Source organism: Microbacterium sp. 1.5R, from assembly GCF_007667425.1.
Lineage (GTDB): Bacteria > Actinomycetota > Actinomycetes > Actinomycetales > Microbacteriaceae > Microbacterium.
Genome location: NZ_VDRC01000001.1, coordinates 1942902 through 1954954, shown reverse-complemented (window position 1 = coordinate 1954954; position 12053 = coordinate 1942902). Strand labels below are relative to the sequence as shown.

Below are 12053 nucleotides of genomic sequence, written 5' to 3'. Positions count from 1 at the left end.
AGATCGAGCATCTCGGCATACCCTCGGAGCATGACGGAGCTCACCCAGCCGACCGGCCATGAAGAAGACCTGCGCGCGGTCGCCCGCGACGACGGATCGATGCCCAGAGCCCTCGTGCTCGGCGCCACCGGATACATCGGCGGTCGCCTGACCCCCCGCCTCCTCAACGCCGGGTACCGCGTGCGGGCGCTGGCTCGGGACGCGGCGCGCGCGGCATCCTTCCCGTGGGGATCCGACGTCGAGATCGTCGAAGGATCAGCCGACGATGAGGATGCCGTCGCCGAAGCCATGCGCGACGTCGACGTCGTCTACTACCTGATCCACTCGATGTCGGCGGGGTCCGGCTTCGAGGAGAGCGACGAGCGCGCGGCGCAGACCGTGGCGGACGCGGCAGCCGCGGCCGGCGCCCGACGCATCGTCTACCTCGGTGGGCTCCACCCCGACGACGTGAAGCTCTCCGCCCACCTGCGCTCCCGCGTGCACGTGGGCGAGATCTTCCTGAAGTCGGGCGTGCCGACCCTCGTGCTGCAGGCCGGTGTCGTCATCGGATCGGGTTCGGCGTCGTTCGAGATGATCCGCCACCTCACCGAGGTGCTGCCCTACATGCCGGCTCCGAAATGGGTGCGCAACCGCATCCAGCCGATCTCGGTGCGCGACGTGCTGCACTACCTGCTCGGTGCCGCTCGGGTCGACGACGGCGTGAACCGCGCGGTCGACATCGGCGGACCCGACGTGCTGCGCTACGGGCAGATGATGAACGGCTATGCCGTCGAGGCCGGACTCCCCCAGCGCGCGATCGCCGCCCTGCCCGTGCTGACCCCCGGGCTGGCGTCGCACTGGGTGAACCTCGTGACGCCGGTCCCCCGGTCGATCGCTCGGCCGCTCGTGGCGTCGCTGCAGAACGAGTGCATCGTGAAAGACCGCGCCGTCGACGACCTCATCCCGCGTCCGGAGGGTGGGCTCACCCCCTACCGGCAGGCGGTGCGCCTCGCGCTCGGACGCGTGAACGCCGACGCGATCGAGACGAGCTGGCAGGACTCCGAGGTGTCGGGCGCCCCGAGCGATCCGCTGCCGAGCGACCCCGAGTGGGCAGGGCGGATGGTGTTCACCGACGCACGGTCGCTCAAGACGACGGCCTCGGTCGATGAGCTCTGGCGCGTCATCATCGGAATCGGCGGGGAGAACGGCTGGTACTCGTCGCCGTTCCTCTGGGCGGTGCGCGGATGGATGGACCGCCTCGTCGGAGGGGTCGGACTCCGTCGCGGTCGCCGCAACAGGGCAGCCGCGCGCGTGGGGGACGCGATCGACTTCTGGCGCGTCGAGGCCGTGGAGGAGCCGGGTCGCGAGACCGAGGCATCCGACGCGAGCGGCGGACTGCTGCGACTGCGCGCCGAGATGAAGGTGCCCGGCGAGGCATGGCTCGAACTGCGTGCGCTGCCCGACGGCACCGGCGCGCGGTACGAGCAGCGGGCGGTGTTCTTCCCCCGGGGGCTGGCGGGGCGCCTGTACTGGTTCGCCGTGCTGCCCTTCCACGGGTTCATCTTCGCCGGGATGGCGGCCCGCATCACCGCCGCCGCCGAGGAGCCGGTCGAGACCCTCGCGCCCGCCGCCTGAGGCGGGTGCGCGGTCGGGGGCGCCCGGCGCGCGCGGCCCGGGGAGATCAGAAACGCCGCGGCACGGCATCCGTCCGCGGCGTTTCTCTGATCTCTCGTCGGGCGACCGGTGCGGTCAGCGCTCGGTCGGAGCGGTGCCGTCGGCCTCGTCGACGGACTCGGCCGTGTCTTCGGCGAGCGCGGCGGGCGGATGGGCTGACGAAGCGGATGCCGCGGCATCCGTTTCGGCATCCGCATCTCCATGCGCGGCCGACCCGGCCTGCGGGATGATGTCGATCGCCTCGGTGGCCGTCGCGTAGACCTCGGCGAGGCTGTCGTCGACCTCGTCCTCGTCGATCCAGGCGAGGTCGTCTTCGGAGTGGTCGTAGGCGACGGGCACGAGTGCGAAGTCGTCGCCGTACTCCTCGAGTCCGGACATGACGCTGTGCCGCACCGCCATACGGGCGTACCGCTCCCGCAGGATCATCGGGTCGCGCCGCAGGTCCTTCATGAACGCGACCATCATGAACGCCATGATCACGGCGAACGGCAGCGCCGCGATGATCGTCACGTTCTGCAGCGAGCGCAGACCGCTGCCCTCTTCGCCGCTCACCAGCAGGACCGCGGCGATGACCCCGACGAGCACACCCCACACGACCGCCACCCAGCGCGACGGGTCGGGTCGACCCTGCTGCGACAGCGTGCCCATCACCAGCGACGCGGAGTCGGCTCCGGTGATGAAGAAGATCGAGATCAGCAGGATGAGAAGGATGCTGGTGATCAGCGGGAACGGGAGGTTCTCGAGCACGCCGAACAGCACCTCCTCCGGCGGATCGACCGTGAGCCCGGCGCCGTCCATCTGCTGCTGGATGGCCGTCGTTCCGAAGATCGCGAACCAGACGAGCGAGATGACCGCCGGGACGACGATGACGACGGCGACGAATTGGCGGAGCGTGCGTCCGCGCGAGATCTTCGCGATGAACATGCCGACGAACGGCGACCACGAGATCCACCACGCCCAGTAGAAGATCGTCCAGGTGGAGAGGAACATCTGCGTCTCGTCGCCCTGCGACGCCGAGCGCGCGATCATCTCGGGCAGGTCGCCGAGGAACTGCACCGCGACCGAGGGGATGACGTTGAGGATCAGCAGCGTCGGGCCGACGAAGAACACGAAGAACGCGAGCACGAGCGCCGCGACCGCGTTGATGTTCGACAGGGCGCGGATGCCCTTCGAGACGCCCGACACGGCCGAGGCGATGAAGCAGGCGGTGAGCACGGCGATCGCCGCGATGAGCACGCCGTTGCCGAGTTCGCCGATGCCGCTGACGATCTCGACGCCGTGGCCGATCTGCAGGGCACCGAGTCCGAGCGATGCGGCCGTGCCGAACAGGGTCACGATGATCGAGAAGATGTCGATCGTGCGGCCGAGCGGACCGGTGGTGCGGCCTTCACCGAGCAGCGGCGCGAAGATCGACGAGATGAGCGGGGTGCGGCCGCGGCGGAAGGCTCCGTACGCGATCGCCCCGCCGACCAGCGCGTAGAACGCCCACGCCTGGGGACCCCAGTGGTACAGCACCTGAGCCTGAGCGGTGTGCATGGCCTCGAGCGTGTTCGCCTCGACCGTGCCCGGCGGCGGGCTCTCGAAGAAGGTGAGCGGCTCGGCGGCGCCCCAGAAGACGAGGCCGATGCCCATGCCTGCGGCGAACAGCATCGAGATCCACGAGAACATCGAGAACTCGGGCTCTTCATCGTCGCGGCCCAGGGGGATGCGTCCGTAACGGCTGAAGCCGACGAACAGCATGAAGACGAGGATGACGGTGGCGATCGTCGTGAAGAAGAAGCCGAAGTACTCCACCACCCACGCGAGCACGGTCGACGTGGTGCCGGCGAGGTTGTCGCCCGCGAAGACGCCCCAGGCGATGAATGCAATGGTCAGGGATGCCGCGACGCCGAAGACCAGCGGATCGGTGCGGTACGTGCGACCGGTCTCCTCGACCGAGACGCCGGGCACGAGAGCCGGGTGAAGGCTGCGCGGCGGAACCGCGGCGATGTCACGGACGATTTTGCCCGCCTGCAGCCCCGCCTGTCGCAGAGTGCCGGTGGTCGTCTTCCGGGCGTCGCTCCGCGCGGGCGGTTTCTCGTCAGGAGTGTCCATGAGTACCGATTCTCCCATGCCGGCATACTGCGGCCGGGTCCGGGGAGCCCGCTACTCAGGTACCGGCATCGCCCATACCCCGACATTCGTCACCTCGATGATCTCCGCGACGCCACGGGGAAGACGCAAAAGGAACATTCTCGGCTCAAAATGTTCTTGATCACCCCGTAGAGTTACATTGTGGACCTTCAAATGTTTCAGAACGGCGCAATGGGATCACTCGTTCCCATCACGGGACAGGACCCTCAGCTCGGAGCCTGGGAGCACAAGGCCTTCGTCCCCGCTCCGCTCACCAACGGGATGCCCGATGACCTGAGTGCGGCGACGTTCATGGCCGTCTCTGATGCGCGAGCTGCGCTCGCTGCTCTTGACAGCACTTCGCGTCAGCTTCCCAACCCTCAGCTTCTGCGTCTGCCGACACTGCGCCGAGAAGCTCAGAGCACCTCTGCGCTAGAAGGCACATACGCTCCTCTTGCTGCCGTCCTCACGGCCGACGAGAACAACGCCGACACGGCTGAACTCGTCGAGGTACTCAACTACGTTCGGATGGCGAACCTGGGTTTCGCGAAGGTCTCTCAAGGACACACGATCTCAGTGTCTCTCCTCAGCGAGCTACAAGGCGTCCTCATGCGCGGAACGCCACTGCACTCCGTCTCAGGCCGGGTTCGCGACAATCAGGTGGTCATCGGGCGCCGTCCGGACGCGGACCCGCTGGGCTTCCCCGCGCACCCAGCGCGCTTCATCCCCTCTCCCCCAGGGCTCAATCTCGAGGCAAACCTTCGGGACCTCACCGACTGGATGCAACAGCCACGCGAAGGGCTCATCGATCCCGTAGTGGCGGCAGCGATGTCCCACTATCAGTTCGAGACTCTTCACCCCTTCCGAGACGGGAACGGGCGTCTTGGACGATTCCTGATCGTCCTCCACCTCCAGCTCACAGGCGTACTAGAGGAACCAACACTGACAGTCTCGCCCTGGTTCGAGGCGCGCAGGAACGACTACTACGACAAACTGTTCGGGGTTAGCGCGGATGGCGACTGGGATGGTTTTGTGCGGTTTTTCGCTCGGGGCCTCCAAGCCGCAGCGGATCAGACACGCACGCAGATGGTGGCACTCGTGGCAGTTCAAAACGAACTGAAAGAGATGGTTCGCGCGTCCCGCCTCCGTGCCGACTCCGCACACGCTCTTGTGGATCTCGCAGTAGCGAACCCCTCCTTCACTGTGCGCAAAGTCGAATCCGACCTCAACCTGTCTTACACGCGCGCAAACAAGCTTGTGAGTCAGCTCGTCGAACTCGCCATCCTCCGTCAAGTCCCAGGGGACACGTACGACCGCCGCTTCTTCGCCCCCCGGGTCCTCCGGACGCTGACCGAGGACAACTAGCCGCCGAGAAATCGGGTCAGCGGGAGCGGCGACCGATTCCCGCGAAGACGGCGTGCAGCAGCGGCAGACCCGAGACGCAGATGAGGGTGATGCCGAGCGGTTCGAGCGTCGGCACGAGCAGCGCCCCGCCGACGAGCATCGCGGCGAACAGCACACCCGACCCGATGCGACGCGCGATGCCCTCTAGCCGGTCGAGGCGACGTTCGAGGCGAGACGTGTCGAACGTCACGGTGCCGGCGTCGACGCGGGAGATGATCGCGTCGATCCGCTTCGGCAGGCGGTACGTGATCGCGGCGGTCTCCATGGCCTGGTCGGTCATGTCGCGCACGAGGCCGCTGCTCTGCTCGCGCAGCAGACGGCCCGCGTACGGTTCAGCGGCGTCCCACACGTTGAAGTCCGGGTCGAGGCTCGAGCACATGCCCGACGTCAACGACACCGCGCGGATGAGCAGCAGCATGTCCTCCGGCAGCTGCAGCGGGAGGGAGCGCACCATGTCGCCGAACTCGTTCGCGAAGTCGGTGAACTCACGCGGGTCGACCTTCGCCAGCTCGGCGAAGCCCATGCCGCCGAAGCGCCCGAACAGCGCGCTGAGCGCCCGTTCCAGCTCGCCCGTGTCGGCGGAGGGCAGCAGCACGCCGATCTCCTGTGCGGCGGCGACGAGGCCGCGGCTGTCACGGGCGGTTACGGCGATGAGCAGCGTGCGCAGACCGGCGCGGAGAGTGGCCGGCACTTCGGCCATCATCCCGAAGTCGATGAACGTGAGGCGGAAGCCGGCATCCAGCGAAGGGTCGGGCGTGACGAAGATGTTCCCGGGGTGCGGATCCGCGTGCACGAAGCTGTGCGTGAACACCTGGTCGAACATCACCTCGGCGAAGGCATCGGCGACGGCCGAGGGGTCGATGCCCGCCGCGCGCAGGGCGTCGGTGTCGTTGATCTTGATCGCCGTGACGTCCGACAGCGTGAGCACCCGACGGGTCGCGCGCTCCCACACGATCTCCGGGGTGTCGATGCGCGGGTCGTCGGCGAAGTTCTCGCGGAAGCGCTCCGCGCTCGCGGCCTCGTGCAGGTAATCGATCTCCTCGAAGCTCGTCGCGGCGAACTCCTCGACGAGCGCGGGGGCGTCGACGCGGTCGGACACGAGGCGCACACGCATCGCCCATCTCGCCACCCGACGCAGGGCGGCGAGATCGACCGCGACGATCTCGTCGATGCCGGGCCGCTGCACCTTGACGATGACGTCGCGGAACCCCGTGTCCGCGGCATCCTGATCGGAGAGCCGAGCGCGATGCGCCTGGCCGAGGGATGCCGCGGCCACCGGCGTCTCGTCGAACCACGCGAACACGCTGGTCAGCGGGGCGGCGAGCTCTGCTTCCGCGACGCGGCGGATGTCGGGGAAGGCGACGGCCGGCACTTCGTCCTGCAGCCCCTCGAGCTCCTGCGTGATCTCGGGCGGCAGCACATCGAGGCGCGACGACATGAACTGTCCGACCTTGATCATGAGGCCGCCGAGATCGATCGCCAGGGCGTGGAACCGCCGCGCGAAGCGCTGCATGCGCGACCCGCGGGTCCGCTCGGCGATCGAGGAGAGTCCGAACCGTGGGAGCACGAGTTCGAACCACCAGACCGCGGCGAACTCGCGGGCCGCGAACGAGACGATGCGGCGGTATCGGGCGCGGTGGGCGCCCTGCGCCGCAGCATCCGTCATCGATGGTTCCCGTTCGTTCGCGTTCAGTCCTGAGCGAGGATCGTGTACAGCCTACGGCGGGCCTCGTCGAGCACGTCGATGGCCGCCTGCACCTGCTCGGGGCTGCCGCTGCGTCCGACCTGGGCAGCCGCGGCCGCGAGGTCGACGCCGGCCTTCGGCAGAGCGGAGAAGCGGGGGTCGTTGCGGTGACCCTCCTTGGTCGAGCTGGACTCCCACGGAGCGGGGGTGCCGGTCGACTCCGTGGCGACGGCGCGGCCGGCCTCGGTGAGCGAGTACGTCTTGCGACCGTTCTGCTCGTCGGCCTCGATCAGACCCTCGTCGGCGAGCAGCTGCAGGGTCGGGTACACGGAGCCCGCGCTGGGCTTCCACGATCCGCCGCTGCGCTCCGCGATCTCGCTGATGATCTGGTAGCCGTGCATGGGGCGCTCGGCGAGCAGCGAGAGCACTGCGGTGCGGACATCGCCTCGGGCCATGCGCGTCCCGCCGCTGGGGCGCTGCTGGTCGAACGACTTGCGCAGCTGGTCGAGCGCGTCGAAGATGGCGCCGGCTGGACCGTTCGGGCCGCCGAGTCCGCCGGATCCGAAGATTCCGCCGAGCGGGTTGTCTCCGCCGGCGCTGTTCGAGCCGGTGCCGAAGGGGAATGCGTTGTTCATGATGACCTCCCAGTGCTGGTCGTGGAGCTGGTGAGCGATACTCAACGATATATCGTTAACCCTGGGTATGGGGTGGGAATTCTGCCCCCTCACGCACGTCGTAGCGTCACTGCACGACGGTCGCCCCGAGGCAACCCCGTGCGCGCGCACAGGCGACACTGATTGACTGGCTGACGATGTCGACAGAGTCAGAAGTTCCGCAGTCCCCTCCCGCCGAGTCCGTGCGCGTGAGCGTGGTCGTGCCCGTGTTCAATCCGGACGAGGCGTTCGACGAGCTCATCGCCTCGCTCGACCGGCAGACCCTTGCCCGCACCGACTTCGAGGTGCTGCTCTGCGACGACGGCTCGGATGAGAAGACCAGGGAGCGACTGGCGAAGGTCGAGAGCACCCGCTCGTACGTCCGCGTGCTGTATCTGCCGCACTCCGGATGGCCGGGCACCCCGCGCAACGAGGGGGTGGCGGCGGCCCGCGGCCGCTACGTGCAGTTCGTCGACCAGGACGACTGGCTGTTCGAATCGGCGCTCGAGAGCCTGTGCGACTACGCCGACGAGCACGGATCCGACGTCGTCGTCGGCAAGGAGGTCGGCATCGGTCGGCCACTGCCCCGTCGCATCTACCGCCGCGACGTGCCGAACGCTCGGCTCGGCGAAGACCCGCTGCTCGAGATGCTCACGCCGCACAAGATGTTCCGCACGGCGTTCCTGCGCGAGAAGGGCGTGCGGTTCCCCGACGGCAAGGTGCGTCTGGAGGACCACCTCTTCGTGATGCGCGCGTACTTCGAGGCGCGCACGATCTCGATCCTCGGCAGCGTTCCCTGCTACGCCTGGGTGAAACGGGCCGGCAGCGCGAGTTCGGCGCGCATCGACCCCGAGTCGTACTTCCCGCACCTCGAAGCAGTGCTCGATCTCGTCGAGCAGTACACCGAGCCGGGTCGCCTGCGTGACGGGCTGCTGCGCCACTGGTTTCGCGGAAAGATCCTCAAGCGGGTGTCCGGCAAGCGCATGGTCGCCTACCCCGCCGAGTATCGCGAGCGCCTGCTCGACACTGTGATCCCCATCGTGCAGCGCCGATTCGGTCCGGGAGTCGACGCCGGACTGGCGTTCCCCCAGCGGATCGCGGCGGCGCTGCTGCGGGCCGACCGCCGAGACGACCTCGTCGCCCTCGCCCGGTTCGAGAAGGAGATGGAGTGCCGCGTCGCGGTCACCTCGGCATCATGGACGCGGGGCGGCGGCCTGAAGCTCGGGCTGCACGTCGAGATCACCCGCGACGGCCGCGAAGCCCTGACCTTCTCGGACGGCGCTCTGACGTCGCTCCCCCTGACCCTCGACGGGCTCCCCGCCCGGCTGCTCGACGCCGGTCGCGAACTGACGAACGACGGCATCGAGCTCGTCGTGTCCGGCGAAGGCGATTCGGTCAGGCAGGTGTCGCGCGCGTCACTGCGCAAGCGGCGCACACCGACCGTCGCTGTCGATCCGCTGCGGGTCTTCGGCCCCGACGACGAGTCGCGCGGGGCGCGCATCCTGGCGAAGGTGCGTCGCGCCGGATGGACGTTCGATGTGCCCCTCACCGCGGATGCCGCCACGCTGGCCGGCGCCGGACGCTCGCCGCTCCTCGCCGGACGCACCTGCACGCCGGTCGTCACGCAGGACGGAGCGGTCGAGCTGCGCCGCGTGTGGCCGGGCGGCCGATTGAAGGACGCGGCCGGCCGAGCCGCGCGGCGGCTGCGGAGCGGTCTGCGGAAACGCTGACGGGCGGCATCCGCCCTGCCGACCTGCCGTGGTGGCAACACGACTGCAGGTCGGCGACACGGACACAGGCCGGGTCGGCGGCATCCGCCCTGCAACCGGGCAGGCCGGCCATGCAGTTGGGCGCGCCCACGCGCGCGAGGCAAGCCTCCGAATCACCGGGCGAGGGTCAGCACCTCGGCGCCGTCGTCGGTGATGGCGATCGTGTGCTCGGTGTGCGCCGTGCGGCATCCGGTCGCGCTGCGGAGGGTCCAGCCGTCGGCGTCCGTGACGAGCTCGGCGGTGTCGGCCATGACCCAGGGTTCGAGCGCGAGCAGCAGACCCGGGCGCAGTCGATAGCCGCGGCCGGGGCGTCCGTCGTTGGCGACGTGCGGATCCTGATGCATGGTCGACCCGATGCCGTGCCCGCCGAACTCGAGGTTGATCTCATACCCGGCGTCGCTGAGCACCGTGCCGATCGCATGCGACAGATCGCCGATGCGGGCGTCGGGTCCGGCGGCGGCGATGCCCGCTGCCAGGGCCCGCTCGGTCGCGTCGATGAGAGCCAGATCCTCGGATGCCGCGCGCTCGCCGACCACGAAGCTGATGGCCGCATCCGCCGCGACGCCGCGGAGCGTGACGGCCAGGTCGAGCGTCACTAGGTCGCCGTCGCGGAGGACGCGGTCGTGCGGCATCCCGTGCAGCACCGCGTCGTTCACGGCGGTGCAGACGTAGTGCCCGAAGGGCCCGCGACCGAACGACGGGGCGTAGTCGACGTAGCAGGATTCGGCACCGGCATCCTCGATCAGCCTCTTGGTCCACCGGTCGAGCTCGAGCAGGTTCACGCCGACCGCGGTGCGCTCCTTCAGCGTCTGCAGGATGCCGCCGACGAGCGCCCCGGTGTCTCGCGCCCGCTCGAGCCGGTCGTGGTCGAGGATCTCGATCATAAGGAGTTCCGTCCGTCGTTCCGATAACTATCCCGGTAATACTATCCCGGTATTAGAATAGGAATGTGATGGTCCGTCTGCCTTTGAGTCCCGCCGAGGTCGAGCGCGGCGAGCGCCTCGGCGCTCTGCTGCGTCGAGCACGCGGGGAGCGGTCGATGCTGAGCGTGGCCCTCGACGCCGGCGTCTCGCCCGAGACGCTGCGCAAGATCGAGTCGGGCCGGGTGGCCACGCCGGCGTTCTCGACCATCGCCGCCATCGCCGGGGTGCTGCACCTGTCGCTCGACGCGGTGTGGTCCGAGATCGAGCCGATCCGCGAGGTGCGCGACGCCCGCGGACGGGTCGCCTCCTGACATGGCGACCGCTCTCGTCACGGGCAGCTCGCGCGGGATCGGTCGCGCCGTCGCACAGGCGTTCGCCCGCCGGGGCGACCGGGTCGCTGTGCACTACGGCGCCGACCGCGATGCCGCCGCGCAGACCCTCGCCTCTCTCGACGGCTCGGGGCACGCCATCGTCGGCGGAGACCTCGGCGACCCAGCGGGTGCTCAAGACGTGGTGGATGCCGCGGTCGCGGCGCTCGACTCGATCAGCATCCTGGTGAACAACGCGGCCGTCGCACCGAGCGCGGCGAACGAGCATCGCGTAGATGCGACGAGCTACGACGCGTGGCAGAGCGCCTGGGCGCAGATGGCGGCCGTGAACCTGGTCGGCGCCGCGAATGTGACGATGCTCGTCGCGCAGCACATGATCGCGCAGGGCGACGGCGGGTCGATCGTCAACGTCGGGTCGCGCGGAGCGTTCCGCGGCGAGGCCGACCACCCCGCGTATGCCGCGACGAAGGCCGGACTCCAGGCGTTCGGCCAGTCGATGGCGCTCGTGCTGGCACCGCACGGTATCTCGGTCGCATCGGTCGCACCGGGGATGATCGCCACCGAGCGGCAGACGCCGAAGCTCGAAGGGGCCGGGGGCGACGGCATCCGCGGGCAGAGCCCGTTCGGTCGCGTTGGCACTCCGGAAGAGGTCGCCGAAGCCGTCGCCTATCTCACGTCGCCCGCTGCGGTGTGGGCGTCGGGCGCGGTGCTCGACCTGAACGGGGCGTCGTACTTCCGCTGAGCGTCGGTCCCTCCGCGCGTGTGCCGCGGATTTGTGCGCCTTCCGCTGCTCCGCGCGGTTCCCGCGGATTTGTGCGCCTTCTGCTGCTCCGTGCGGTTCCCGCGGATTTGTGCGCTCTCGAAGGACGTTTCTCTGGGATCTGCCCGCGGGAAGCGCCGTTCTCCGCGCGACGGGTCAGGCCTGACGAGCGGATGCCGCGTCGCACAAGTGCACCTGCGTCGCACATCCTCGCCGCATCCCTGCGACGACGGCGCGACTCTGCGGCCAACGCGCGCGGAGAGAGGAAGAGAGGATGCCGCGTCGCACAAGTGCACCCGCGTCGCACAAGTGCACCCGCGTCGCACAAGTGCACCCGCGTCGCACATCCTCGCCGCATCCCTGCGACGACGGCGCGACGTTGCGACGACGGCGCGCACGAGAGAGGAAGAGCGGATGCCGGATCAGCCGCGCAGCACGGAGTCGAGCAGTCCGGGGAACAGGGCGTCGAGGTCGTCGCGGCGCAGTGTCAGCATCCGCCGTCGTCCGTTGGGTTCGTTGCGGATGACGCCCGCTTCGCGCAGCACCTTCATGAAGTGCGATTTGGTCGACTTGGGGAGGTTCGGGTCGGTGGCGTGGCAGGCGGCCATGTCGAGCGGTCCGTCGGCGAGCTGGCGTGCGATGGCGAGACGCTCGGGGTCGCTGAGGGCGAAGAGCACGTCCGTGAGCTGGATGTCGGAGCGCTCGGGGTGCGGCAGGTCACCGGGCATGGTTCGAGAATAGTTGAACAATCCCCCGAGGGCGAGTA

10 protein-coding genes are annotated in these 12053 nt (G+C 69.0%); 5 read left to right on the top strand and 5 right to left on the bottom strand.

Going from position 1 to position 12053, the window contains the following annotated elements; translation table 11 throughout:
• Window positions 1–30: 30 nt before the first annotated feature.
• The gene (locus tag FSY98_RS09380; RefSeq protein ID WP_144876018.1) at window positions 31–1614 is read left to right on the top strand and encodes an SDR family oxidoreductase; all 1584 of its coding nucleotides are present in this window, start codon (window positions 31–33) and stop codon (window positions 1612–1614) included.
• 114 nt (window positions 1615–1728) lie between these two features.
• On the opposite strand, the gene FSY98_RS09375 is transcribed toward FSY98_RS09380, so the two are convergent.
• Window positions 1729–3747, bottom strand: a complete 2019-nt coding sequence (locus FSY98_RS09375) for a BCCT family transporter (protein ID WP_260857341.1) — start codon at window positions 3745–3747, stop codon at window positions 1729–1731.
• A gap of 180 nt (window positions 3748–3927) precedes the next feature.
• On the opposite strand from FSY98_RS09375, the gene FSY98_RS09370 reads away from it, so the two are divergent.
• Window positions 3928–5130 carry a Fic family protein gene (locus FSY98_RS09370; protein WP_186307602.1) on the top strand — a complete coding sequence of 401 codons (1203 nt, stop codon included), beginning with the start codon at window positions 3928–3930 and terminating at the stop codon, window positions 5128–5130.
• Between the two features lie 16 nt (window positions 5131–5146).
• Here FSY98_RS09370 and FSY98_RS09365 read toward each other — a convergent pair whose 3' ends face one another.
• Together FSY98_RS09365 and FSY98_RS09360 are read right to left on the bottom strand one after the other, a co-directional pair.
• Entirely contained in the window at window positions 5147–6835 is a 1689-nt protein-coding gene (locus FSY98_RS09365) for an AarF/ABC1/UbiB kinase family protein (RefSeq protein WP_144876016.1), read from the bottom strand.
• A 23-nt stretch (window positions 6836–6858) separates the two neighbouring features.
• On the bottom strand, window positions 6859–7488 hold the full coding sequence (locus FSY98_RS09360; RefSeq protein WP_144876689.1) for a PadR family transcriptional regulator: 630 nt from the start codon (window positions 7486–7488) through the stop codon (window positions 6859–6861).
• A 176-nt stretch (window positions 7489–7664) separates the two neighbouring features.
• Here FSY98_RS09360 and FSY98_RS09355 point away from each other — a divergent pair, with 176 nt between their 5' ends.
• The gene (locus FSY98_RS09355; protein ID WP_144876014.1) at window positions 7665–9236 is read left to right on the top strand and encodes a glycosyltransferase family A protein; all 1572 of its coding nucleotides are present in this window, start codon (window positions 7665–7667) and stop codon (window positions 9234–9236) included.
• A 152-nt stretch (window positions 9237–9388) separates the two neighbouring features.
• Here the strand turns inward: FSY98_RS09355 and map are convergent, their stop codons facing one another.
• Window positions 9389–10159, bottom strand: coding sequence for a type I methionyl aminopeptidase (map, locus tag FSY98_RS09350; protein ID WP_144876012.1), 771 nt, complete (start codon window positions 10157–10159; stop codon window positions 9389–9391).
• A 68-nt stretch (window positions 10160–10227) separates the two neighbouring features.
• On the opposite strand from map, the gene FSY98_RS09345 reads away from it, so the two are divergent.
• Both FSY98_RS09345 and FSY98_RS09340 read left to right on the top strand, forming a co-directional pair.
• Complete coding sequence (locus FSY98_RS09345; protein WP_144876010.1) at window positions 10228–10509, top strand: helix-turn-helix domain-containing protein; 282 nt, start codon at window positions 10228–10230, stop codon at window positions 10507–10509.
• A 1-nt stretch (window position 10510) separates the two neighbouring features.
• Window positions 10511–11269: an SDR family NAD(P)-dependent oxidoreductase gene (locus FSY98_RS09340; protein ID WP_144876008.1), complete on the top strand. Its 759-nt coding sequence runs from the start codon at window positions 10511–10513 to the stop codon at window positions 11267–11269.
• Window positions 11270–11709: 440 nt separating this feature from the next.
• On the opposite strand, the gene FSY98_RS09335 is transcribed toward FSY98_RS09340, so the two are convergent.
• Window positions 11710–12015, bottom strand: a complete 306-nt coding sequence (locus FSY98_RS09335; protein WP_144876006.1) for a helix-turn-helix transcriptional regulator — start codon at window positions 12013–12015, stop codon at window positions 11710–11712.
• Between the last annotated feature and the right edge of the window lie 38 nt (window positions 12016–12053).

Coding starts and splice junctions, on each gene's coding strand:
- FSY98_RS09380 (WP_144876018.1), top strand. CDS start 31: ATGACGGAGCTCACCCAGCCGACCGGCCATGAAGAAGACCTGCGCGCG.
- FSY98_RS09375 (WP_260857341.1), bottom strand. CDS start 3,747: ATGGACACTCCTGACGAGAAACCGCCCGCGCGGAGCGACGCCCGGAAG.
- FSY98_RS09365 (WP_144876016.1), bottom strand. CDS start 6,835: ATGACGGATGCTGCGGCGCAGGGCGCCCACCGCGCCCGATACCGCCGC.
- FSY98_RS09360 (WP_144876689.1), bottom strand. CDS start 7,488: ATGAACAACGCATTCCCCTTCGGCACCGGCTCGAACAGCGCCGGCGGA.
- FSY98_RS09355 (WP_144876014.1), top strand. CDS start 7,665: ATGTCGACAGAGTCAGAAGTTCCGCAGTCCCCTCCCGCCGAGTCCGTG.
- map (WP_144876012.1), bottom strand. CDS start 10,159: ATGATCGAGATCCTCGACCACGACCGGCTCGAGCGGGCGCGAGACACC.
- FSY98_RS09345 (WP_144876010.1), top strand. CDS start 10,228: ATGGTCCGTCTGCCTTTGAGTCCCGCCGAGGTCGAGCGCGGCGAGCGC.
- FSY98_RS09340 (WP_144876008.1), top strand. CDS start 10,511: ATGGCGACCGCTCTCGTCACGGGCAGCTCGCGCGGGATCGGTCGCGCC.
- FSY98_RS09335 (WP_144876006.1), bottom strand. CDS start 12,015: ATGCCCGGTGACCTGCCGCACCCCGAGCGCTCCGACATCCAGCTCACG.